This is a genomic window from Microcoleus sp. D3_18_C2 (assembly GCF_036702395.1).
GTDB lineage: Bacteria > Cyanobacteriota > Cyanobacteriia > Cyanobacteriales > Microcoleaceae > Microcoleus.
Genome location: NZ_JAUBTG010000003.1, coordinates 78526 through 102807, shown reverse-complemented (window position 1 = coordinate 102807; position 24282 = coordinate 78526). Strand labels below are relative to the sequence as shown.

Annotated in this window: 23 protein-coding genes; 10 read left to right on the top strand and 13 right to left on the bottom strand. The window is 45.5% G+C overall.

Annotation, left to right across the window (positions count from 1 at the left end):
* Nucleotides 1-145: 145 nt before the first annotated feature.
* Together QUA88_RS03100 and QUA88_RS03095 are read right to left on the bottom strand one after the other, a co-directional pair.
* The gene (locus QUA88_RS03100) at nucleotides 146-427 is read right to left on the bottom strand and encodes a type II toxin-antitoxin system RelE/ParE family toxin (RefSeq protein WP_333146211.1); all 282 of its coding nucleotides are present in this window, start codon (nucleotides 425-427) and stop codon (nucleotides 146-148) included.
* The gene (locus tag QUA88_RS03095) at nucleotides 417-659 is read right to left on the bottom strand and encodes a CopG family transcriptional regulator (RefSeq protein WP_333208649.1); all 243 of its coding nucleotides are present in this window, start codon (nucleotides 657-659) and stop codon (nucleotides 417-419) included. Before QUA88_RS03095 ends, QUA88_RS03100 begins: the two co-directional genes overlap by 11 nt.
* Before the next feature lie 105 nt (nucleotides 660-764).
* Between QUA88_RS03095 and QUA88_RS03090 the strand changes: the two genes are divergently transcribed.
* Nucleotides 765-2828, top strand: coding sequence for an Eco57I restriction-modification methylase domain-containing protein (locus tag QUA88_RS03090; RefSeq protein ID WP_333270187.1), 2064 nt, complete (start codon nucleotides 765-767; stop codon nucleotides 2826-2828).
* A gap of 134 nt (nucleotides 2829-2962) precedes the next feature.
* The gene (locus QUA88_RS03085) at nucleotides 2963-4327 is read left to right on the top strand and encodes an MFS transporter (protein WP_333270184.1); all 1365 of its coding nucleotides are present in this window, start codon (nucleotides 2963-2965) and stop codon (nucleotides 4325-4327) included.
* A gap of 212 nt (nucleotides 4328-4539) precedes the next feature.
* Here QUA88_RS03085 and QUA88_RS03080 read toward each other — a convergent pair whose 3' ends face one another.
* Nucleotides 4540-5898: a calcium-binding protein gene (locus QUA88_RS03080; protein WP_333270182.1), complete on the bottom strand. Its 1359-nt coding sequence runs from the start codon at nucleotides 5896-5898 to the stop codon at nucleotides 4540-4542.
* Nucleotides 5899-6111: 213 nt separating this feature from the next.
* Nucleotides 6112-7473, bottom strand: a complete 1362-nt coding sequence (locus QUA88_RS03075) for a calcium-binding protein (RefSeq protein ID WP_333052913.1) — start codon at nucleotides 7471-7473, stop codon at nucleotides 6112-6114.
* A 136-nt stretch (nucleotides 7474-7609) separates the two neighbouring features.
* Between QUA88_RS03075 and QUA88_RS03070 the strand changes: the two genes are divergently transcribed.
* From QUA88_RS03070 to QUA88_RS03055, 4 genes are all read left to right on the top strand, one after another.
* Nucleotides 7610-7813 carry a hypothetical protein gene (locus QUA88_RS03070; protein ID WP_333052912.1) on the top strand — a complete coding sequence of 68 codons (204 nt, stop codon included), beginning with the start codon at nucleotides 7610-7612 and terminating at the stop codon, nucleotides 7811-7813.
* Nucleotides 7814-7817: 4 nt separating this feature from the next.
* Complete coding sequence (locus QUA88_RS03065; protein ID WP_333052911.1) at nucleotides 7818-8354, top strand: GNAT family N-acetyltransferase; 537 nt, start codon at nucleotides 7818-7820, stop codon at nucleotides 8352-8354.
* A 349-nt stretch (nucleotides 8355-8703) separates the two neighbouring features.
* Nucleotides 8704-9450, top strand: a complete 747-nt coding sequence (locus QUA88_RS03060; RefSeq protein WP_333208645.1) for a HEAT repeat domain-containing protein — start codon at nucleotides 8704-8706, stop codon at nucleotides 9448-9450.
* Nucleotides 9451-9491: 41 nt separating this feature from the next.
* Nucleotides 9492-10403 (top strand): Rpn family recombination-promoting nuclease/putative transposase, encoded by a 912-nt coding sequence (locus tag QUA88_RS03055; RefSeq protein WP_333262853.1) that lies wholly within the window; start codon nucleotides 9492-9494, stop codon nucleotides 10401-10403.
* Nucleotides 10404-10514: 111 nt separating this feature from the next.
* Here QUA88_RS03055 and QUA88_RS03050 read toward each other — a convergent pair whose 3' ends face one another.
* The 7 genes from QUA88_RS03050 to QUA88_RS03020 all read right to left on the bottom strand — a co-directional run bounded on the left by QUA88_RS03050 (nucleotide 10515) and on the right by QUA88_RS03020 (nucleotide 15609).
* A complete protein-coding gene (locus QUA88_RS03050) occupies nucleotides 10515-11288 on the bottom strand; it encodes a class II aldolase/adducin family protein (RefSeq protein WP_333208643.1) in 774 nt (257 codons plus the stop codon).
* 62 nt (nucleotides 11289-11350) lie between these two features.
* Nucleotides 11351-12022: a hypothetical protein gene (locus QUA88_RS03045; protein ID WP_333208642.1), complete on the bottom strand. Its 672-nt coding sequence runs from the start codon at nucleotides 12020-12022 to the stop codon at nucleotides 11351-11353.
* Between the two features lie 157 nt (nucleotides 12023-12179).
* Nucleotides 12180-13445, bottom strand: a complete 1266-nt coding sequence (locus QUA88_RS03040; protein WP_333052905.1) for an NAD(P)/FAD-dependent oxidoreductase — start codon at nucleotides 13443-13445, stop codon at nucleotides 12180-12182.
* Between the two features lie 24 nt (nucleotides 13446-13469).
* A complete protein-coding gene (gene rd, locus QUA88_RS03035; protein ID WP_333052904.1) occupies nucleotides 13470-13628 on the bottom strand; it encodes a rubredoxin in 159 nt (52 codons plus the stop codon).
* A gap of 376 nt (nucleotides 13629-14004) precedes the next feature.
* Nucleotides 14005-14772 (bottom strand): ChaB family protein, encoded by a 768-nt coding sequence (locus tag QUA88_RS03030; protein WP_333208639.1) that lies wholly within the window; start codon nucleotides 14770-14772, stop codon nucleotides 14005-14007.
* A gap of 175 nt (nucleotides 14773-14947) precedes the next feature.
* Nucleotides 14948-15124, bottom strand: a complete 177-nt coding sequence (locus QUA88_RS03025) for a hypothetical protein (protein WP_333052902.1) — start codon at nucleotides 15122-15124, stop codon at nucleotides 14948-14950.
* Between the two features lie 191 nt (nucleotides 15125-15315).
* The gene (locus tag QUA88_RS03020; protein WP_333052901.1) at nucleotides 15316-15609 is read right to left on the bottom strand and encodes a DUF433 domain-containing protein; all 294 of its coding nucleotides are present in this window, start codon (nucleotides 15607-15609) and stop codon (nucleotides 15316-15318) included.
* 79 nt (nucleotides 15610-15688) lie between these two features.
* On the opposite strand from QUA88_RS03020, the gene QUA88_RS03015 reads away from it, so the two are divergent.
* The 3 genes from QUA88_RS03015 to QUA88_RS03005 all read left to right on the top strand — a co-directional run bounded on the left by QUA88_RS03015 (nucleotide 15689) and on the right by QUA88_RS03005 (nucleotide 18987).
* Complete coding sequence (locus QUA88_RS03015) at nucleotides 15689-16363, top strand: polysaccharide deacetylase family protein (protein ID WP_333052900.1); 675 nt, start codon at nucleotides 15689-15691, stop codon at nucleotides 16361-16363.
* Nucleotides 16364-16551: 188 nt separating this feature from the next.
* Nucleotides 16552-18033, top strand: a complete 1482-nt coding sequence (locus QUA88_RS03010; protein ID WP_333270174.1) for an S-layer homology domain-containing protein — start codon at nucleotides 16552-16554, stop codon at nucleotides 18031-18033.
* 279 nt (nucleotides 18034-18312) lie between these two features.
* Nucleotides 18313-18987, top strand: coding sequence for an acetoacetate decarboxylase family protein (locus QUA88_RS03005; protein WP_333270169.1), 675 nt, complete (start codon nucleotides 18313-18315; stop codon nucleotides 18985-18987).
* Nucleotides 18988-19353: 366 nt separating this feature from the next.
* On the opposite strand, the gene QUA88_RS03000 is transcribed toward QUA88_RS03005, so the two are convergent.
* Nucleotides 19354-19830 carry an orange carotenoid protein N-terminal domain-containing protein gene (locus QUA88_RS03000; protein ID WP_333157866.1) on the bottom strand — a complete coding sequence of 159 codons (477 nt, stop codon included), beginning with the start codon at nucleotides 19828-19830 and terminating at the stop codon, nucleotides 19354-19356.
* A 288-nt stretch (nucleotides 19831-20118) separates the two neighbouring features.
* On the opposite strand from QUA88_RS03000, the gene QUA88_RS02995 reads away from it, so the two are divergent.
* Nucleotides 20119-20712 carry a Uma2 family endonuclease gene (locus QUA88_RS02995; protein WP_333052896.1) on the top strand — a complete coding sequence of 198 codons (594 nt, stop codon included), beginning with the start codon at nucleotides 20119-20121 and terminating at the stop codon, nucleotides 20710-20712.
* 210 nt (nucleotides 20713-20922) lie between these two features.
* Here QUA88_RS02995 and QUA88_RS02990 read toward each other — a convergent pair whose 3' ends face one another.
* Nucleotides 20923-24066, bottom strand: a complete 3144-nt coding sequence (locus QUA88_RS02990) for an MFS transporter (RefSeq protein ID WP_333270166.1) — start codon at nucleotides 24064-24066, stop codon at nucleotides 20923-20925.
* Between the last annotated feature and the right edge of the window lie 216 nt (nucleotides 24067-24282).

The following is a 24282-nucleotide window of genomic DNA, read 5'->3' as shown; positions in this document are numbered from 1 at the left end:
ACTGAACTCGAAATCGCACTTTTTGAACAAATGATAGTACCGCACTTTCAAACGCTAGCCCTTCCGGGTAACAGCTACTCAACTGTAAGCAATTTACTCGATCGAGTAGACTTGTTTCGCCCAGAATCGCGATCGGTAACATCACCTAATTTTCTGGATACTTTCTTGAACTGTGAAGGATACGGAGAATTTCTACGTTTTCTTCTTTTACTCGATAGATGATGAGATAAGAGGTATTGGAAATGACAAGTTCTCTAGTAGATTCTACGCGACCAACTCGACCCATAAAAGGAAACTCTGCGAGTTGACCTACAGCACCCTGAATCCTTAAAATTAATTGCCTTGCTGCCTCTGGATCGTCTTTTACAATATATGCGTGAGCCTGTTCTAGATTTCGCAAAGCTTGTCGCAGCCACTTAATTTTCATTGGTCAATTTGACAAAAACTGCTTGGACTTCATCATCGCTGGCAAAGTCTCCAGCTTCGGCCTCGGCAACGCCTTTGTTAATCTCATCAAGCAGCCATTGATAGATGTCTAGGTAAGAAGCGATCGCTTCGTTTAAAACATAAGTTAAATCGCGATCGGTGACAGTAGCGATCGCCTTCAGCGCCTCTTTTTTTTCGCTATCAAGGAGAAATGTAAAATTTTCTTGACTCATGGCTGCCCTTTGCTGTTATGGGAAGAGAGTAAACTGGTACTATGATAGCGTAGAGATTCCTATTTTGGCGAAAATAAACTGAACTGGCGAGCACTTTTTGAACAAATGATAGTACCGCACTTTCAAACGCTAGCCCTTCCGGGTAACAGCTACTCAACAGCAAGCAATTTACTCGATCGAGTAGATGGCTGGCGCCAAGAAGCAACCCGAAAGTTGCAGCAAAGCCAGAGAGGAGAAAAGGGACAATTTTTAACACCTTCCTCCGTCGCAAGTTTGATGGCGGGAATGTTTGAATTTAACTGTCCCGATATATCGCTTTTAGATGCCGGCGCAGGAATTGGTTCCCTATTAACGGCCGTTGTTTGCGAGCTTTGTCAGCGCCCCAACAAACCGCGTAGCCTGCACGTTACAGCTTATGAAATCGACCTTATTCTGATTGAATACCTCAAGCAAACTTTAGAATTGTGCAGTATTGAATGTCAGCATTTTGGGATATCTTTTACCTGTGAGATTCGCGAAATAGATTTTATTCAAGACAGCGCCGATATGTTGCAGCCCAATCTATTTACACAACCAGTCAAACGGGAATTTACCCATGCAATTATCAATCCTCCCTATGCCAAAATAGACGCTAAATCCCAAGCCCGAACCTTGCTGCGTTCTATAGGACTAGAAACCAGCAATCTCTACGCTGGCTTCACAGTTGCTGCTGCTCACCTGCTCAAACCAAACGGTGAATTAGTATCGATTACTCCCCGCAGCTTTTGCAACGGTTTATACTTTCGAGACTTCCGCAAAGTATTCCTTCAAATGATGGCTTTACGCCAAGTACACATCTTTGAATCCCGACAGTTGCCATTTCGCGATGATGCGGTGCTGCAAGAAACTATTATTGTGCGCGCCACCAAACAAATAGAACAGCCAGATACTGTACTAATTACCTCAAGCAGCAGCGTGGGCGACGACCTAATTTTGTCTCACCAACTGCCCTATACCGCCCTAATTAATCCCAATGATTCCGAGCAATTTATTCGGATTTTACCGGATTCTGTCAGCCAGCAAGTAGTCGAGCAAATGGCTCAATTTACTTGCACCCTAGAGGAATTAGGCTTAACAGTTTCTACGGGAAAAGTTGTAGATTTTCGTGTTCGCTCTGACTTGCGCCTAAAACCTGAGAACGGTACAGTTCCGCTGATTTATCCCGCACACTTCTCGGCTGGCGGTGTTGAATATCCCACAGCCACGAGAAAGCATCAAGCTTTAGCTGTCACGGAAAAAACTGCTGCACTCCTCGTACCTAACGAACATTATGTTTTGAGCAAGCGCTTCTCGTCAAAGGAAGAGAAAAAGCGAATTGTTGCAGTTGTCTGGGATGCCACCAAAATTAATAGTTCTAGCGTTGGTTTTGAGAACCATTTGAATTACTTTCACCAACAGGGACGCGGATTAGACCTCACCCTGGCGCGGGGATTAGCCGTTTATCTAAATTCGAGTTTGGTAGATGCGTTTTTCCGACTGTTCAACGGACACACTCAAGTTAATGCTACGGATTTACGCAATTTGAAGTATCCTAATCTAGAGCAATTACTTTTACTTGGCGCTCAAATAGGAGAAATATTTCCTACACAGCGGGAGATTGATCAACTTGTCGAGAGACAACTGCTGAAGGCGACCAATCCGTTAGAAAATAGCCCAATGACAATCAAGAACCGTATTGATGAATCTCTAGAAATACTTGCAGCGCTGGGTTTTCCAAAAGGTCAGGTTAACGAACGTTCCGCCTTAACCCTTCTGGCTTTGCTTGACCTCAAGCCAAAGGATGCTTGGGAATTGGCAAAATCTCCACTTCGGGGAATCACACCAATTATGGAATTTATGGCTCAGCAATACGGTAAAAAGTATGCGCCAAATACGCGGGAAACTGTGCGCCGCCAGACTGTGCATCAGTTTCTAGATGCAGGTTTAATTGTTGTTAATCCTGACAGTCCCGAACGTCCGGTGAATAGTCCAAAAACTGCATATCAGATAGAAGAAAATACTTTAGAATTGCTGCGAACTTATGACACTTCTGACTGGGACAAGAATGTTCGCGCTTACCTCGTTCATTTTAACGAAGAAAAATTTTTGCAGGCTTCTTCCAAAAATAAAAATTGTTTTGAGTATGAATGATGCTAAAATACACTATTTATATGGCTGCCTCTGGCATCGGAATGGCATATACTGTGATGCAAGCGGTTTAATTGACCGGAATTGTCGATCGCACTCAGTAAATCAAATAAGTAACTAGGTAAAATATCTCTGCAATGGAAAAAAAGCATAACGCTGGATTGTGGGTATCAGTATTATACTTCGCTCAAGGTCTCCCTTACACCGTCGTTAATTTAATGTCGGTGATTTTTTTGAAAGGTATGGGAACCAGCAACGAGATCATCGGATTGACAAGTCTGTTGTCTTTTCCTTGGGTTTTAAAAGGTTTGTGGGGGCCAGTTGTTGATTTGTATTCCACCAAACGCAAATGGATTTTAACAACCGAAATCATTTGTGCTTTTCTGTTTGCTTTCCTCGCTTTTGGTGTATTAACGCCGGCACCGATTATTATATCGCTTGTTATCTTTACCGCGATCGCCTTTGTATCAGCTACTCACGACATCGCCATTGACGGATTTTATTTAAACACTCTCAATAAAGACCAACAAGCACTATTTGTCGGGGTTCGCAACACCGCTTATAGAGGTGCTGTCATTGCCGGTAGCGGTTTATTGGTTTTCTTAGCCGGGAAACTGGCCGAACAGCATTTAATCACCGGAAATACAGGCGACACCAAAATATATCAAAACATTCCGCTGTCACTTTTCGGTTCGGATTTTAGCGTGTCTGCGCTTAACTACGGATGGGCGACAGCCTTTGGCATTTGTGCGATTATGTTTGTGCTGATATATCTTTTTCAGCGGTGGTATCTTCCCTATCCTCGCAATTACGATCTGGAATCCGACACTCCTCAACAAAGAACCAGCTTTATCGAAGCATTCAAAACTTATTTCCAGCAAGATAAAATAGGTTGGATTGTGGCTTACGTCTTGATTTTTCGCTTGGGCGATGCCTTGACGTTTAAAATGGCTCCGCCATTTTTAATGGATAAAGTTGAGAAAGGAGGATTAGCAGTTTCCACGTCGGATATGGGCTTATTATCCGGTACTTTAGGGGTAATGTTTTTGTTAATTGGAGGGTTGTTGGGCGGCTATTTGATTGCCAAACAAGGATTGAAAAAATGGATGTGGCCGACGGCAATTCTGCAAAATTCGACTAACGTGCTGTATTGGCTGTTGGCAATCAATCAACCGGGGATTGAATGGGCTTATGCTGTAAACTCGATCGAGCAATTTACATACGGACTTGGCGTAGCTGCCTATACAGTGTTCTTGATGCGGACTGTCCGCCCTGAATACGAAGCATCTCACTATGCAATTACAACGGCTTTTATGGCCGCAGGAGTGCTGATTCCGGGAGTTTTTAGCGGCTACTTGCAGGCGAATCTCGGCTATCAAAATTATTTTTTGATGAGCGCGCTGGCTGTGATTCCCGGTATGCTGACGATTTTCTTTCTGCCCCTAGAAGATGAGAAAAAATTAGCATCCATGCCCAGGCCTGGACTGGACGATTTCGATTAATATCAAGTCCGATCGCTATAATTATAAGATTCGGGCGGGTCGGGTTTACCAATGTCTGCACTACTTTTAGAGATTTCGGTCAACCCCTCCCTACAGGAATATTCATGTTTTTAATCATGGAATGAGTATAAATTCTGTGCCCTTGCGTTCATAAGATAAAATAAGGACACAACATTGTTGTGTCCCTACCGAATATCTGTATTGCCAGCCAACTAAATCGCAATAAAATCGCTAGCTGTTAGCGGACTACTTGGAATGCCAGTAATACTGGCAAGAACTTCGCCGTTACTGGCAATTTCGATCGTCGTTATAAAATCGCCTGGAGTAACTCTCAATTGGTTGAAGCTCAAACCTCCGCTCAAACCGATTAAATCTTGACCCTTTTGAAAGTCTATAAGTGTATCTGTACCGGCACCTGCTCCTAACACCAATACGTCGCGTCCAGTGCCACCGATTAAGAGATCCGCACCCCCTGCGCCAATGAGTGTATCGTCTCCTTCTCCACCGCTCAAATTGTCATCCCCTTTACCACCTAATAGTAGGTCGTTGCCGCTGCCACCGCTGATAATATCGTTGCCTTTGTTGCCGCTGAGAGTGTCGTTTCCCCCATTGCCAGTGATAATATCGTCCGCTGCAAAACCTGATGCTGTATTGTTGGCATCGTCGCCTACTAAATTGTTAATTTTGGAGACATCGAGAGCAGTTTGCATTGCCACAACGTTTGTTAAAAACGAGCTTCCCGGAGTGGTTCTTAATTGTTCTAAACTGCTGCGCGATTCCAGCGATGTTGCTAAGGTTGGCAGTGCAAAGTCTAAGCTAGCTAACAGTTCTAAATAATCTGAATCTGTGAAAGTGAAATCAGGGCGGTTCAACTGGTCTACAGAGATTTCTGTCTGAGTCAAGCCGGGAGGAGGAGAAGTTAACAAACCGTTTTGGGTGTGCTTTTCCAAGACAAGTAGCGGGTTGATAATCGGGTTAGTAAATGTTTGAAGAACTACTTTTCCCGGTAGGAAAGCTTCTCCTCCCAAACTCACAAAATCGCCGCTAACTATGTAGTGAGTTACATTTTTTCCTGGGCCGACTTTCTGCTTGAATGTATTGACTGTACTCTGAGCAACTCCGGGAGAATTGAAGGTGACAACATCTCCGATAGTAGATGTAAATTCGGTGGCGGCTAGTTGCGTTATGGCGCCGCCTAAGCTGTGTCCGAGAACATCTGGTGGCAAGCGGCTGGGGTTTTTGGCTGTATCTTGACTGATTTGTGTCAGCCAATTTCCTAATGCTTGTTTGTTGGCTTCAAATTGGTTGAAACCTGCGCCCCGCGGGTCTGCGTTGGCAATATCGTCTACGGGCGAGTCAGTGCCGCGAACTACCAAAACAGGCGGTTTGTCTGGGGTGGTGGAAATTAAGCCGATCGCGTGAAATCCAGTTCCGGGATCGTCAAAGGTGCGATCGATTTGGTAGCCAGCAGCACTCAAACCTGTTTGAACTAAAGTTTGAAACTGGGGCTGGTCATCTATGTAAACAAGTTGCTTGGCTATAGTTTCGTAAGCGGCGGGGGAGGAGGGCATATTTTTTTATTTCCTGTCGTTTGATGGGGAATTAGTTTTTAAGCTACTTAACTCAGTTTACTATAAACTTCGTTTATTAACCATATTAATGGGTCATTTTTAGTGGCTTTTTAGGGGCAAATTAATTGAGATTTTTTAACAAAAAAAACCTCTCGATACAAAACCCATGCGGGTTTCTCGCCACCACAAATACAAATTTTGCTCGCCCTAAAACTATACAAAATCTACCCGACTAATATCGCTGGCAACTACGCCTCTGAGAGTAGCAAGAATTTCCCCAGTAATCGGGATACTAATTAAAGCTCCGTCAACACCTTGGGTTACTGTAACTTGAGGAAAAGTTAGACCCCGCGACAGGGTAATTAAATCTTCACTATCTTGAAAATCTACAATCACATCTGCTCCGCCACCGGGTTCCAATACAAAGCGATCGCGCCCCGCACCACCAATTAAAAAATCGTTGCCCAACTCGCCGGAAACCAAATCATTTCCGTCGCCCCCCTCCAAATAATCGTTATCTCTGCCGCCGTACAAGAAATCGTCGCCATCACCACCGATGATGCTGTCATTACCTCGATTGCCTCTGAGAGTATCGTTACCGCCGTTGCCGGTAACTGTATCCTCTCCAGGGCCCCCCGTAGCAGTATTGTTGCGAGCGTCGCCTGATAAATAATTCGGTTGTAAGGGAGCTAAACCGTATTGCATTTGTCTGATCAACTGCACAAAAGAAAATTCTGGTGCGGTTCTCACACTCTCTGCACCGCCTCTGCTTCTGATGGCGACTGACACATTGGGCAAGGCCAAATTCATGGCAGCGATAAACTCGTTAAAATCTGAATCGTTGTTATAAGTAAATTCAGGACTGTTTAATTGTTCTACGGAAATTTGCCTCTGCAAAAAACCCACGGGCGGATTAGTTAACAAATTTTCAGTTCGATGTTTTGCCAAAACAGTTAAGGGATTAATACTCGGATCGGTAAAACTTTGGATAAATACTTTACCCGGAATAAATGCTTCACCAAACAAGCTGACGAAATCTCCGCTGACAATGTAGTGAGTGACATTTTTGTTGCCGACTCTGCCGAGATTTCTCCGAAAACTGGTGAATGTACTCGCTGATACTCCTGGAGAGTTGAAAGTAAAGATATCGCCGGTCAGAGTTGTGTATTCTGTTGCTACAATTTGAGCGACTGCTCCGCCCCAACTGTGTCCGATGACATCGGGCAATAATTTGTTGGGGTTTTTACCAGTATTTTGACCGATTTCTGTGAGCCAATTTTGGATATTATCTTTGTTTTTTTCAAATTCAGGTAAACCAATGTCCCGCGAGTCGGAAAAGATAGCGTCGCCGTCGATGAAGTCTGTACCTTTAAATACGAGGGCGGGCGGGTTTTCGGGATTGGATGAACCGAACCCGATCGCATAAAAGTTGGTTTCGGGGTCGTCAAATATGCGATCGATATAGTAGCCATTAGTATCTAGGAAAGTCGAAACTTCATTTTGCGCGCTCGGCTTTTGATTCAAAAAAACAATTGATTTAGCTAGAGCTTCATAAACAGCAGGCGAGGCACTCATAATATTAGATTTTCTGTTTGTTGGTATTTGCGATCGCTCTCTTCTTGAGCTAATTGTCCAATGGCAGCCATTATAGCTGACCAGATTTGTATGGTACACTTGATAATATCAACTCAAGAATTAAGTTTTTGCGGTTATGGGTATCATTCGTCAATACATTGCTCCATTAATAGCGGTATTAGTATTTTTCGCGGCTCTGGTAGCAGTCAGTGCTCGCATCTTTTTGCCTGGTGACATGGCTGCCCCGGCACCGATTGAGGAAGCGATTCCCCAAAAGCAAGCGGCAGTGGTGAATCCAATTTTCTTGGGGCTAAATTATGCCGCTTTCCGTGTCCGCTGAGCTGATGTCTGCTCAACTGATACCGGGCTACGGGCTGCGATCGGGATCGGGACTCGATCGAGCAAAACTGGTAAAGTTTATGCACCGGACTTACCGAGAGCTTTACCCGGATGGGGAATTGGGACATTTGGCTCAAACTGTCGAGCAGTATTTTTCTAACCAGACGCCGGTTTGGTGGGTAGAGTGCCAGAAAAACACCCAGGAAGAGGCAGAAATTTTGCCGGCGCTGCCCTCGCAGTATCTCAATCCCCAATCTCAAGCCCAAAATCTGACATCGGTTGTCGGATGTTTGTGGTTGGGAAATGCGATCGACCAAACCACCGGAGAACGCTACGCTCACATTTTTTTGCTGTACGTAGCACCGGAACATCGCCGTCTGGGAGTCGGTGCAGCTTTAGTTATTCATGCTGAAAATTGGGCGCGGGAAAGGGGCGATCAGCAAATTGGTTTGCAAGTATTTCTGAGCAATCAGCCTGCGGTGAATCTATATCAAAAATTAGGCTATCAAACTCATTCCCTGTCGATGCTCAAATCCCTTTGAAATATAAATTCTACTGGTTTGGAATCAGGGCTAAAGTCCTGATTCATGCCAATTATGAGGACTGAAGTCCTCACTACAAACTTAGGTGACAGCAATTATGAGGACTGAAGTCCTCACTACAAACTTAGGTGACAGCAGAGGAATTTGTTTGTTGTAAGTCATATGTTGCACCATTCTCAATTAGCCTTTTAGGAACAGGCTTTCCGGCCTGTTCCACAAGAAAATTTATCTGTTGTGGAACAGGCCGGAAAGCCTGTTGCTGACAAGCGCCCCCTACAATTATTGACTGCTGAGTGCTGACTGCTGACTGAGTTGCTTAGGAGCATCCTCTGTGCGGTAAAGTTTTTTTATGAACAATAACGACTACCCCAACGCCCTTGATACTGACACGGAACTGGAAAGCCCTTTGGATCATTTTGACGAATCCGAACCCCCGCTGCCAGATCCCGATGAAATGCTGCCAATGCTTGCATCCCCGGAACCTCAGCACCGGATGATTGCGGCGCGGGCTTTTTGCGAACTGCAGGACGATCGAGCAATTTCGCATTTAATTAATTTATTGAGAGACGGTTGCCCCTTGGTGCGGGTAAGCGCGGCTTATGCTTTGGGGCGAAATCCGAGTCCCGATGCTGTGGAACCACTGATTCTTCAACTTAACCGCGACTGGAACGGTTACGTTCGCAAAGGGGTAGTTTGGGCCTTGGGAAATTGCAGGGACCACCGCGCTTTGCCATCTTTAATTGATTCTCTGAAAACTGATATTTCGGCGGTGCGTTTGTGGGCGGCGAGTTCTCTGGGTCAAATGGCAAAAGTTGGTTACTATGTGGTGATTGCGGCGATTCCGCCGTTGATTGAAGCGCTGCGGGGAGATTCTGTATCTGCTGTGCGGAGCAACTGCGCTTGGGCGATCGGGCAACTGGCGCGAGAATTGCCGAATAATATAGTGTACGCTGGGGCGATCGATGGTCTAATTGAAGCTTTAGAAGAAGATGAAGATATGGGCGTGCGGGAAGATGCTAAATCTTCACTTTTGCGAGTTGGCGACCCGCGCGGATTGCAGATAATTGAAGATTTAGAAATGGAAGGAATTTTGTGATATAATTATCACATTGAAACACCATTTACTAATTATCAATTATGAATTTCATCAACCCTAAGACAGATTTTGGTTTCAAAAAAATCTTTGCTTCGCCCCAGAGCAAAGAAGTTTTGATTAGCTTCCTCAATGCTATGCTCTACAACGCAGAGCCGACAATTAAAGACTTAGAAATCATCGATCCCTACGCCGCGCCTAGCGTTACTGGATTAAAAGACACTTACCTGGATGTCAAAGCAAAAATTACGGGCAACAAAACTGTAATTATCGAAATGCAGGTCATCAATGTAGAAGCTTTTACTAAGCGCGTCATATATAATGCAGCCAAAACCTACGCCACTCAACTCAAACGCAGAGAAGGCTACTCAAAATTAAATCCTCTCATTGCTCTCACAATTACGGATTTTATCCTGTTTGAAAATACCGAAAAGTTTCTCTCACATTTTGTATTTAAAGAAGTCGAAGAAAACTTCGAGTATTATAGAGAAATAGAGTTAGTTTTTGTTGAACTACCAAAGTTTAACAAAAAATTAGAACAAGTTGAAAATCTGATTCAAAGCTGGATTTATTTTATAAAAAATGCTCCTGAACTGGAGGAAATACCGGATAAATTGGCGTCAGTACCCGAAATTCAAACAGCTTTTAACATTGCTAACAGGTCTACCTTAAACCTTGACGAGTTAGCATCATTAGAAAAGCGGGAAATGTTCTTTGAAGACCAACGCGGTGCTGTTATTAAGGGGATGCAAGAAGGTCGCCAAGAAGGCATAATTGAGGGGCAAACAGCATTAATCCTGCGTCAAGTCGCGCGGCGCACTGGCGAAATCCCACCAGAAATTAAAACTCGCATCCAGCAGTTATCTATCGAACAATTAGATGATTTAGGAGAAATATTGCTAGATTTTACCAGTCAAGAGGATTTGATAGCTTGGTTGGAATCGGCTTCAGCATGAATTTATAACTTTTGCACTCCTGATACTAAATCAGGCTTTAATACCCCCTTCATTCTTTATTCGCCGCAGGCGGACTGTGTTTGTGTAATAGCGGTTTCCACCGCCTAGTTCCTAATCTAATAAGTCAGGTTCCCGACGCACTATCATGTCATAAAGCGGTTGAAAGCTAAACCATCCCATGCGGTGAGACCCTACTTGCTGCTGTGTCAAACGCGCACATTCAGGCTTGATGAGAATTGGTTTTCCCGCTGCTTCTGCCATTAACTGCGCTTGACAAGAACGTTCCATTGCAATAAACCACCAAGCTGCTTCATCTACTGTTTGACCTACTGTTAACAGTCCGTGATTTTGTAAGATAATGGCTTTTTTCTCACCTAAAGTTTTGGCGATGCGTTTAGCTTCTTCGATTTCCAAAACAACTCCGGTGTAATCGTCAAATAAAGCTTGGTCTTCATAAAACGAACAAGCATCTTGCGTCAGCGGGTCAAGCAGGCGGCCCAAACTCGACCAACTTTTGCCGTAGGGAGAATGGGCGTGGGCTGCTGCAATTACGTCGGGGCGGGCGCTGTGCACTTGGGAATGAATGGCAAATGCTGCTTCGTTGACGGGTTTATTTCCTTCAACAACTTCGCCTTTGTGGTTGACTAAAATTAGGTCGCTGACTCGAATTAAACTAAAGTGCATTCCAAAAGAATTGACCCAGAAATGGTCGAGGTGTTCGGGGTCGCGGACGGTGATGTGTCCGGCAATTCCTTCGCTGAATCCGAAGCGGGCAAATAATCGGAATGCGGCGGCTAAACGCTGTTTTCGGTGGCGGCGTTCTTCTTCAACTGAGTTGAATGTTGGGGGTTGAAAAGTGACTTTAGGGATTTTTATTGCAACCATAGATTTTATTTTGTAATGTAGAATTGGTAATTGCTAATTGTGGGGCAGGCATCTTGCCGGCCCTACTGACTGGCGACTTCACTAAGGCGCAAACCAGATATATTTTGGCAGTCGAAAGTGGCGTTGTTGCCGGGGCGACGTTCTATTAATTCGATGATTTGTCCGGCGGGGTTTTGCAGAAACCACTGGGTTAATGAGCCGTAGTCTAGAGGACGCTCTGATAGCGGTTTAAAGTTTTTATTTTGCCATATTTTAGCAGCATTCTGCACGTTTTCGACTCGAATCGCGACGTGGTGAACTGCTTCTAATCCTCTTTCTTGCTGAAAGCGGTTTTTTTGGTCGCCGGCTGCGTGGGGCGCATCTAATACTACTAAGCCGCCCGCTGGCATTAATAAAGTCATTAAATGCAGCCACAAGTCGGAGGGAACGTTAATGTTTTCCGCACAAAAGTTAATCGGGAACAAGTCGGGGCCTTCGACAATTTTGGCGCCGAAGGGGTAAAAAGATTCGGCGTAGTTTTCTAGTTCGGTGCGGCTAGGGAATGTGAGGACAAAGTGGTCGATCGCAACTTGTTCGCCGTACAGGTGTGTTTCAAACGTCCAGGTTGTTAAAAATTCGGGAGTGATAAATTTGGGGTTGAATTCCAGCAAGCCATTTTTTTCGATGAAAGGTGAGTCAAAATGGCCCTCAAGGTTGCGATCGAACTTTAGGGTTTTTAGATTCAAGTTTTTCATGTATCTCACCCAATGTTAAGTCCGCCAAACGGCGAATTTTGTCTACAAGCTGAAGTTGACACACATTTGGTGCGCCTTAATTCAAAAATAACACAAAATTTAATATAGGCGAGCCGATCGCAACTCCCAAACCTTTACAAAGCAAGTATTCCCCAATCTAAAATCTAAAATCGGATGGTTTGCCGATCGCGTTCCCGGCCAACCACGCCGTAGTCCAGGCACTTTGGAAGTTGAAACCGCCCGTCACTCCGTCGATATCCAAGATTTCGCCCGCAAAGAAAAGTCCGGGACAGCGGCGGCTTTCCATTGTCTTAAAATCGACTTCTTTGAGGTTGACACCGCCGCAGGTGACGAACTCTTCTTTAAAAGCGCCTTTTCCGGCAACCTGATATTCGCCTTGAACGAGTTCTTGCAGGAGGCGATCGAGGATTTTATTCGATAAGTCGGCCCAGCGTTTTTGCTCATCAATGCCGATCGAACTTGTCAAGCGTTCCCAGAGGCGGCGCGGCACCGGAAACGGACAGCTAGAGACAATCAATCGGTGCGACAACTGGGACTTAACTGCTAGCAGTTGCTGCCGCAAAACTTCCGCATTGTACTGGGGAAGCCAATTAATCAGTACAGATGTTTTATAATGGCGATCGTGCAAAAATCTCGCACCCCAAGCCGAAAGTTTGAGTACAGCCGGCCCGCTTAAACCCCAGTGAGTAATTAGCAAAGGCCCGCTTTGTTCTAATTTAGCTCCCGGCAATTTCACCTTAGCATTAGGAACAGAAATTCCGGCTAAATCTTTGATTCTGCTATCGGAAATATTAAAAGTAAATAGAGAAGGAACGGGCAGTTCTACAGTATTACCCAACTCTTTTGCCCACTTATAACCCGATGGATTGCTGCCTGTAGCGAGAAGAATGCGATCGCACTTTAAACTCTCCCCCGACTTCAACTCAATTTCAAACCTAGGGGCGGTGTCCCCCTGTTTGCCCTCTGCGGTGTTGCCCGTTAACTTCTTTACTGAAACTACTGCATCCCCGGTGCGAATTTTTACGCCTGCATCCTCAGCAGCGCGGATCAAACAGTTAACAATTGTCGCCGAATCGTCGGTGATGGGAAACATTCGCCCGTCTTCTTCGGTTTTCAACTTCACACCGTGACCTGCAAACCATTCTACAGTATCGCGGGGTTGAAATCGAGTAAAAGCACCGCGCAGAGCTTTCCCTCCTCTGGGGTAATTCTGCACTAAAACACCCGGGTCAAAACAAGCGTGAGTCACGTTGCAGCGCCCGCCACCAGAGATGCGAACTTTTGCCAGGAGTTGCCGGCCAGCTTCTAGTAAAGTGACGCGGGCCTGCGGGTAGGTTTTGGCACAGGTAATTGCACTAAAAAAACCAGCAGCACCGCCACCTATGACTGTAATTTTGAGCATTCGATCGGACAAATTTTTTCTCGCTTATTCTGGTTCAAAATCGGATTTTGCCGCCCCGCAAGTGGGACAAACCCAATCGTCGGGGATATCTTCAAAGGGTGTACCGGGAGCTATGCCTCCGTCGGGGTCGCCTACTTCTGGATCGTAGACGTAACTGCAAACTGTACAAACGTATTTTTGCATTTGCTTAACTCAATTTTATATTGCAAGCTTATAGATTGTACTGGACAACGCAACCTAGTGCAATACCAATTTCAAACAGTAATGAGACTTTCGGCCATTACCAAATTCTTAAAAATTAAGTTTTTCACAATTATAAAATATAAAATATACACTCCTGGAGGCACTCCGACAAAGAAACCGGGTTTTTTACCGAATCTACGGGTTCCAACGCGTCTTTTCGTAAAAAAACCCGGTTTCTGGGCCCCCCATGCCTAAGTCCTAATCTAATTAAGTCTTGCACCAATCTAAAACCTAAAATCTAAAATCGTCAAAGCCTCCAAAACCGCAGTTCTAGAGGCTCGATCGTATTTTTTATTAGTTTGCTGCGATTGCAAGACTAGACTTTCGCTAAAGGCTTAGTCCAAACGCCGTTTTCATCTTCTTCGTACTGCTGGTGAATGGCGTCCCAAGCAGTGTGTTCCGCTTGTATCGAGTCGTTGCTTTCATCAAATGCGGCGTTGTAGGATTCCATAAAGGTTTTTTGAGCAGCTTCCGACAGGTGCGATCGCACTTCTGGAGATAAGTCTGCCGGACTATTGCAGCGACCTTTGACGGCGCGCGGCAGCGTCATTTCGCTAACTGAAACTTCTTCGCCGCCTGCACTTTCTAGCAAGAGTTGAAATTCGCCCGATCGGTCGGCGGCGACTTCTGCCATCACGAGAAACTCGCCTGCTTCAACGCGGGTTTGATAGATAGTTGCTTTGTCTTCCGGCATTCCCAAGGTGACTAAAGCGGAAACTAGACCCGCACCGGCCGAACCTGCGATCGCGCCGCTAGCTGCACCCAACAGTACCGCACCCAGCGGGCCCGCCGATACTACTGCACCGACAAAGGGAATAAACAGCACGCCGACGCCTGTTAGCAAACCCAAAAAAGAACCGAATAATGAACCAAAAATCGCCCCGCTTCGCAGACCGCCTAATATCACATCTTTTTTAGTAATAAAGCCGGCAATTTTAGTTTTAGATTGAAAGTTTTTTCCCATTACTGAGATGTGGTCGCGGGAAACTCCGCGATCGAGCAACCGCCGAATTACGCCGTCTAATTGTTCTTCTTCCTTAAATACGGCTGAAACTGTTCGTTCGGCTAAATATTCCTCTGTCATTGTTCCTCCTTGATGGTTTTTCGATTAGTAGTGCTGGTTTTCAGTATAGGAGGACGCTGTAGGGCGATCGCATCGACCGCGAGATAGAGGTCGATGCGACTGTGGCTAGATTGAGTCTATATCAAAGGAGTTAAAGAGGCTGGTAGTTTCCGGTGCAATCGGTTATTTCAAGCTTTTATTCATATCTAATGTACTCAGCTAAAAACACCAATTGATTTATCATTTCTTCGGCTGACTTAGCAGCAATCAAGTTAAAAAAAACCCGCAACTGATCGCCAATCGAGTACCGCTGTTGCACTCCCATAATAATTCCAGCATGACCGATATTTTGGGCAATAAAGGTACTGTGCAAACGACAAAAATCTTTAGTGTTGAAACTGTATATGGCACGCCCTTGCTCCGCTGCCCAGATCAGTTGTTCCTCATCTTAACAGCTAAGCTTGTTAGCGTCCGAGGTAGTTATTACGTCTACACCAGAGGTTCGCAGAGCGAGTATCAGCGAGCGTTGGAGAATATCCTCATCCATGTATAAACAAATTCGGCTCACGATAGCTTACCTGCCATATATTCTGCTTCCAAACGGTCATACTCTTCGTAGTAAGCTGCTATTTCGGCGTCCGTTGCTTCCTTGTTCGCGTAATAGTAAGTGAGTGCTGCATAAATTTGTGCTAAAGTCAAATGCGGTCTTTCATCAATGATTTGCTGGGGAGTCATCCCGGCATTAAAATCAATAGCAATATTCTCTACCGTAATTCTAGTTCCTGCAATTCGCGGGCGGCCGCCACAGGTTCCCGGCGTGCGGACAATTAGCGTTCCTATCTCAACAGCAGTTGTCATATTTACCTAGATTGAGTTAACTTTATTCTATTGTAACGCAGCTTCATTTCTACCCGATCGCATTTATCCAGGTTAATCAATGCCATTAGCACCCCTGTTTCCTGTCGTTCATCCCATTCTCAAATCGGCTTTTCCCGGATGTCTGTGGACGGGAGATATCAACAGCCGAGAAATTGCCCTCACATTTGACGACGGGCCTCACCGTCAGCACACACCTCAACTGTTAAAAGTTTTAGATAAATACGACATCAAAGCTAGTTTTTTCTTGCTAGGTTTTTGCGTGGATAGGCATCCAGAAACGGCTAAGGAAGTTTGCGATCGCGGACACTGGATCGGTCTCCACGGCTACCAGCATATATCGTTTCCCAAACTCAAAACCCACGAACTCAAACAAAGTTTAGAAGACACGCAAAAAGCAATTGCCAAAGCTTGCGATTTAGACCCAAAATTAATCCTGGACGTGCGGCCACCCAACGGCATTTTTACGCCGCGAACACTAGAGTTATTGCAACAGTGGGAATATCGCCCTGTAATGTGGAGTGTCGTCCCGGAAGATTGGGTGAGGCCGGGGGTTAGGAAAGTTATTAGTCGCATCGTGCAGCAAACAGAAAACGGATCAATTATTGTACTGCACGACGGCTATTGCGGTGGCGAAGATGTGGCAGCCTCTGCGGATAAAATAATTCCATTGCTTTTGTATAAAGGTTACAAATTCGTGACAGTCGATCGACTGTGGGAACAAGTTTCTGCATGATTGTGTCACTGCAATCCCAAGCGCAGCAATAGCCAAGCTTTGAAATTGCTTCGCAATTCTCGGAATCACTGCGCGGCTGTGAAGGCGCTAGTCATGAGTATGTTAAGAGAAACAGGTTAAAATACCTAGTATTCTATAAAATTTGCTTCGGTTTCGATCGCCAATTGGTAAGTAGAGGAGTCTGTTCTATGATTCGATCGCACAGATGGCAAGCTATCATCGGTTTACTGGTAGCCCTGGGGATAATCATCGGGAATTTAGTGTTTCCGGGCATGAATGTACCCCCGGCATTTGCTCAAGCCAAATTTACGGATGTTAACAACCATTGGGCGCAAGCTTGCATTGAGGAGTTAGCACAGAAAAAAATTATCAGTGGCTATTACGAAGACGGCACTTTTCGCCCGAATCGCCCCGTCAGCCGCGCTGAGTTTGCGGCCATGGTTCGCATGGCTTTTCCAGATGCCCAAACCGTCCGATCTCCGATCGGCTTTGCAGATATTCCCACAAATTACTGGGGTTTTAAAGCAATTCGAGAAGCTTATCAGACGGGTTTTATGTCCGGTTACAGCGGCAGTATTTTTAACCCGACATTGAATGTTACCCGCTGGCAGGTTTTGGTAGCTTTAACCAGCGGCTTAAAATATACACCCGCAGGGCCGGCGGCTGAGATTTTGGATGCGACTTTTGAAGATGCGCGGGACATTCCCGAACTGGCTAGAAGTGCGATCGCCGCCGCCACAGAAAAACAACTTGTAGTCAATTATCCGGCTGTTAAACAGCTAGAACCTACTCGGAATGCTACTCGCGCCGAAGTAGCAAGTTTTTTCTGTCAGGCGATCGCCAAACCCGGCCAAACTGCCTTAATTCCTTCGGAATATATCGCCCAAGTTCCGGCGAATATCGGCCCGCCTCGAACAACAGAAACCTCGGAAGCGGGAAAAGTTCGGGCGGAAGTTTCTTTCGTAAAAGAAGCAGAAAATGCTAAAAATCTCCGCATCAAAATTATCCGTGACGGTAAAATTTTATTAGAAGAACCAGTGCTGATTCCGACTCGCTCTCTAGTAGATAATCCAGACAAAAGAGCCAGCGAAGAAATAGCAGAAGGACGTTTTTTATCGCTGCGAATTCGTGATTTAGACGGGGACAAGGAACCGGAAGTGCTGGCAGATTTAGTCTCAACCAAAAGCGGTGTCCGCTGCTGCAATTATTCGTTTATTTACCGCTACGATTCGGCAGCTAGCAAATACACTCATCTCAAGCATTTCTGGGGCAATGTGAGTTACGAAATTGTCGATTTGGGCAAAAATGATATCCCAGAGTTTAAGAGTCAGGACGGCAGATTTTCCGAGGCTTTTACAAATTACGCTGATTCTCGCTTTCCGCTGCAAATTTGGCAGTACCGCCAAGGTAAAATGCAAGATGTTAGCAAACAGTATCCGGTGGAAATATACACGAATTCTGCTGAGCTTTGGCTGGAATCTAACAAGCGTCTGAGTGAAGATGGGGAGGTGAAAGGGGTTTTGGCGGCCTTCATGGCGAACAAGTATGTCATGGGCCAGGAGGCGGAAGGTTGGCAATTGTTGGAGAGGGTTTATCAAGGGCGCGATCGCACTCAATACTTTGGGAAGTTGCGGGAGTTTTTGGTGAGTACGGGTTATGCTAGTAAGTAGACTTGGAGGTTTTTAACCGCAGATGAACGCGGATAAACGCTGATAATATCTGTAGGGGCGGGTTTTACGAAAAATATCTAATTCCTACTAACAATATTACTAAACCCGCCCCCATACAACAGATAACCCAAGTCAACTATTCATCAAATTTACCGTCACATATTAATTTGTTTAAATAAAGTAAACTCATAACAACTTGTGAAGAAATACCCAAAATTGTGGCTTTTTGAAGCCCCAAGCTAAAATAAATATAAAATATCATAAATTTAATCACTGAAAATGGTATATCCATCTGCACCTTGGAATCTGCAAGGTTATGCTGTTGGGACTTTACAATTGGTAGATGTGGCACGAGTGCGCCCCTTGGTTCCCTCTGACTTAGAAATTGTCTCTGTATTGCCCGGAAAAACCCTAGCTGGCATTTATATATCGTCCTACGGGTTGGGTTCGGTGATGGAGTACAATGAGTTAATTGTAGTTAGTGCGATCGCCAATTATGCAGGAAAATGGGGCGCTTGGATTTCCCACATCTACGTAGACAATCCTAACTCGGTAGCTGGCGGGCGCGAAATTTGGGGACTTCCTAAAGAATTAGCTCAATTTAGTTGGGAAGGTAGCGATTCGGTAAAGGCAGCACCCCTAGGCTACCGCGTCACAGTTAGCCAAGGAAACCGTCAACTGTGCAGCCTCAATTACAGCCAGCAAACTTTAGCCTTCCCGGTGCCTTTTAGCGGAAATGTTTTCAGCGCTGACAGCAGCAATTTGCTGTTATTTAAAGGAGAATTGGGTTCTAAAATCGGCTTGATTAGAGGCGAGTTAGATGTGCCAGAAGAAAGCCCTTTTGCCAGTTTTAACTTGGGTCAGCCCTTGCTAACAGTTGCCTGCGAAAATATGCGTTTAACAGTCGCTGCGCCGGAAGTTGTAGGAAATAAATCCGTTGAATTCAGTTATTAGCTGTAAAGTGCGGATAGTCGCCGTAAAGCTAAAAAAACAGAACAGCCAGAAACGCGGTTTCTTGAACCGGGTTTCTGGCGCGGCGTATTAGTTTGAGCTACTTAGGATGGCGAATTAAATAATTTACACTCTTGAAAGTGGGAAGTAGGAGTTGGGCACTCTTAGCCCGCCCTTTCTGGACGGGCTAAGAGTGCCCATCCCACAAGAACCATCACGCATTGTAAGTTATTTAATTCTCATTCCTTACTAATCTTTTTGAGGACTTACGTATCAAACGGCTAAAAGCCGGCTTTCTTCCTAAAAAATGCGTCCTTAGCACACCCAATATTCTCCGAGAAACCGGGTTGTTTTTCGTAAGTCCTATTTTTAAATGCCAGCCCCCGGAGCGGCTTCAGCACCCATTTCTAAAATTGTACCGCGAAGGAAATCAATTTGCTGCTGGAAATCCATCCCCTCAATCTTTCCTAATAAAGCTTTTCCTGCGTCGGGAAGTTGATAGTCTGGAGGCACGGGAATAATAGTTCCTTCGTCCATTCCTACCGCTAGGAAATACCAAAAAGCCAGCTTGGTTTCAGGACTCATCGAGCCGTACATCCGGCTGATTTCAGTATTTGCTTTTGAGGCAATGTCCCGCATTACTTGTAGTTGTTCTTGGTGGGGCAGAGGCTTGACTTGCTCGAACAAACCCTGAGCGATTTCCGAACCGGAAGCACCGGGAGCCGCTGGCGTTATTGACTTGCCCATTTCGGTGTAAACAAACCACAGCAAACCTAATTGGTCGTCTACACTCAACTGCTTAATATCTGCTTTTCCTTGGTCGTAAGCACTGGTAGTAAAGGTCATTCAAGCCTCCAAAATAATATGTATTGCTCAGTTTTCTTATTTTTGAGAAAACTTTTGTTTGCTACTTAAGTTAAAGTACCTAATAAATAGTGATGCTAGAATCTTGCTTAAGACAGAGATGATCCCGGACATAAGTTCGGCGAGTAAATTCACAAAAATTGGGAAAAAGTGCAACCAAAGGATGAGGCAAATTTGACAAGATTGTTGTTAGCGAAGCTCATGATTAGCATTGTTTAGCCGATCGACGATCGCCTATAATCGCAACATACCTGTATTGAGGTGGCTGTTATGTCGATCGCAACTGCAAAACGTTTCACCATAGCGGAATATCATCGCCTGACAGAACTGGGGTTCTTTGGTGAGGACGATCGAGTTGAGTTAATCAAGGGAGAACTTGTGAAAATGGCAGCTAAAGGTACCGCTCACTCTGTTTGCGAGACACGCTTGGAACGCGAGTTATTTAAGCTGCTGGGAGAAAGGGCGACACTGCGAGGGCAACAACCGATTATTCTGCCGGATGACAGCGAACCTGAACCCGATCGCGCGATCGTGCAAAATCGCCCTGATGACTATTTATCCTGTCACCCCACAACAGCGGATATATTGTTACTGATTGAGATTGCGGATTCTTCTTTGAATTACGACAAACAAGTCAAGTTGCCCCTTTATGCTGAAGCGGCTATCTCTGATTATTGGATATTTAATTTATTAGAAATTTGTTTGGAATGTTACAGCGAACCTTATCAGAATTCGCAAGGCAAATTTGGTTATCGCGTCAAGAGAATTTTTCTGCCTAACGAAACAGTTGCCCTCCCTAATTTTGGGGATTTGTCCCTAGATTTATCTAAAGTATTTCCTCCTAGTTCGATCGGCGATAAATAATATCGTTTTCGGTGGCATCGGAATCATATATTTGGATAATGTCAGTGCGAGCGTCCTCGCTCGCGATCCATACCGCGAGCGAGGACGCTCGCACTGCATAATAATTCCAATGCCACCAAATCAACCGGACATGATATCATTCCAAAGAAAATAGGCTGGCAAACAGCCAGCCTAGAATCAGGAGAACTTTATTTCAAACTCGTTGAAAATCTAGCTAAACAAACCCGAAATCCCGTTGACTGCTATTGCTCCAGCCAAAGCCGAAACAACCACAGAAGTCAGAGCCGTACCGAACAGCCACCAAGCTGCGGCGGCTGCCGCTTCGCGCGCATCTTCTGCTTGCTGCTTGGCCTTGTTCTTGAGCTGTTTGATGCGTTTTTTGGTTTCATTTTGCAGGCGTTCCGATCGCAATAAAACGCTGTCCCTTGCTCCTTCCATTTGGTCAACAATTCGGTGAGCCTGTGCCTCGGAAATATCGGAACGAGAACTCAGCAGGGCAACTAAAGTAGCGCGATCGAACTCACCTAAACGCTCTTTAATCGCGTCAAATCCGGCCTGCGGGTCGTCAAACACTTTGCGTAAGTCCCGCTTGATGCCTTCGTAGTTGAGCTCTGGTCGATCGAGCGAATTGAGGTAATCCCGGATTTTCCCGAAAATACCATCCATTGCTGACTGAAACTTGTCCTGAACCATTTGAACTTGTTCGACAATTTGGTTGCGGACAGATTCAATTTGGTCGGCAATTCTGTTAGCTTCCTCTTGGGAGATGTCTTCCCGCTGCGACAGCAATGCTACCAGAGTCGATCGATCGAAGTGCTTCAGGCGATCGCCCAAACTTTGCATCCCCATACCAGGCTCGCTAAACAGCAACTGCAAATCGCGTTTGATGCTTTCAGGATTGAGTTCTTCCTTGTCCGTATTCCGCAAGTAATTTTCCAAACTGCCTTGGAAATCCCGGACTGTTTTTTGAGCGCGAGATGCCAAGCGGCGGGGCGATTTCACGATGCTGCGAATTGAATCTTGCACGCGATCGATCGTCCGATTGATCTGTTCTTCGCTCAAATCTTCCCGCTGCGAAAGCAGCTTGACTAAAGTTTCGCGATCGACCTGAGAAAGTCTGTCCCGAAGTGCCAAAGCACCCTCTTTCGGATTTTCAAACAATTTAGTCAAATCCCGATTGAGGCCTTCTGGATCGAGTTCTTCCAGGTTTGTATTCCGCAGGTACTCGCCAATTTTTGCAGTAACTTCCTCGTACTGTTGCTTAGCTCTATCTGCCACTATTTGCGGCGCGTGGATAATGTTGTCGCGCACAGATTCGATCCGGTCGATCGTCTGATTGATCTGTTCTTCGCTGAGGTCTTGGCGCTGTGACAGCAACTGCACCAGCGTATCGCGGTCGAATTGAGACAAGCGTTCTCTCAGCGCTTTGAATCCGGCTTCCGGGTCGTTTAACAGCGTTTGAAACTCGCGCTCGATCGCTTCAGGATTGAGTTCTTCCTTATTAGTATTGCGGAGATAGTCTTCTACCTTTTGCCGCAATTCTTGGGCTTTCGATTTCGCTTGCTCTTGCAATTCTTGAGCTCTTGAAATTACGCGATCGCGCGAACTTTCGAGCTGCCCGATTAACCGATCGGCTTCCTCTGGACTGAAATCTTCCCGCTGACCCAGCAACTGCACCAAAGTATCGCGGTTAAACTGCGACAGGCGATCGCGCAAAGCCTCAAAACCAGCATCCCGGTCTTCCAAAAGCGCTTGGAAATCCCGCTCGATACCTTCAGGATTCAATTCCTCCTTGCCGGTCGATCGCAAATAATTCTCAATCCGGCTCCGCAAATCTTGAGACTGTTCTTCACCAGCAGCATCTCGCACAATTTCCAACACTTCTTGGCGGACACCTTCAAGCTGTTCGGCAATTTCCGTCACCTGTTCAGGAGCAAACCCCTCGCGGCGACCCAGAATTCCTACAAAATAATCTGGATTAAACAGCTCTAACTGGCGCAAAACCGCCCCAGGAGAAGCTTCCGGGTCATAAATAACATCCCTAAATTCCTGCTTGATTGTCTCCCGGTTGAGATGCCAAGGTTGGGCATTCATCAAGTAGTTTTCCACATCAGCCTTAGCTGTATTGAAAGGCAGCGCAGGCACTTTGTCGCCCACCTTAGAAGCCAAAGATTTCGCTTGTTCCGTCCCTTTGGCTGTCAGTTGTTGCAACTGACCAGAGATTTTTTCAACATCCAAATCAGACAAATCCGTCCGCGACAAAACAGTGCCCACCAGAGATTCCACACCCAACTGCATCGCTCGCTTCATGCCGCTGCTGGATTCCGATTTGTTTTCCCTACTTTCGAGAATTTGAGACAGCTTGGCGTTGAGTTCGTCAGACTTCAGCAAATCGGGAGCCGCAAACTTGAGAAAATCAACCAACTCTAAATTCGGGTCTTTCTGCTCTTGCTGCTTGCCGAAAGTTTGCTTCCAAACGCCTTCTAGCTGGTCAGCAATTTGAGTTATTTCCTCTTGAGTAAAGTCTGTGCGACTCTTAACTAAATCCACAAAAGTCTGGCGGTTAACATTCTTCAGAACGTCGCTTCCCGCAAGAGATTTGATATCTGCATCGCCCAGCAACTTTTCAAATTGACCGCGAATTTCCTTAACATCTAGTTTCGGTAACTGCAAAGAACCCACATAATCTTGCAGCGTTTCGCGAATGCTATCCGGGTCTACCGCCGAACTCAATTCGCGGCGGACAGCGGCAACAGATGCCTCTACAGTATTGACCATTTGGTCGCTAGCCATCTTGCCGCCGATCGCAGCACCAGCACTACCCATCACGCCTTGAACGCCTGAAAAAGCAGTTTTTATCAAGGAACCCATCATGGAACCGACGGCGCTAGAACCGAGCCACACCAGCGTTAAAAAGTACGCCGACCAAATGACCACACCAATAATTGCCGCTCCGTCTACCGAGGCAATTGAAGTTAGTTTTACTGCCAGAAAACAAGCCAAAAATAAAGCCAGGTTAACTGTGACTAAAATCCAACCCCCGACTAAACCTTCGATTTTCCGAACTTTCTTGCCTAAAGTTTCGGACTCATCATCATCGTCATCGTCGGGTAAAGCCTCGTCCCAATTTGAGATTTTGGCGGCAATCGAGAAATTGGTTAACAGGAATTGGAAGCCGAAAGCCATGATGACTCCGGCGATTAATGCCACGAAAAACTGAGGGCTTAAAAACATCAGCCCTCCGATATCGGGGTGCTCAAATGGCACATCTATTTCTACTGGCATTTCTACTGGCATTTGGGCCATATTGAATTTGGGACTGTACAGCGAAATTAATAACTCGCTTTCAAACATAATTTACCTCCTAAGTTTTTATGCCTAACTCGGCACATCGAAAACGGCCCCCAACTTTTTTTGAGGGATCTTTGTAATCTTTAGATGATGTTTTATTTGGGTTCGGATTTATCTTACTGAAGCCCTTATTAGTGAAATTGGGATGAGCGGTTAATCAGTTATCTAGTGATCTCATCCTTACTGCTTATTATGGCTCTGGAAGCTAAAAAATAAATC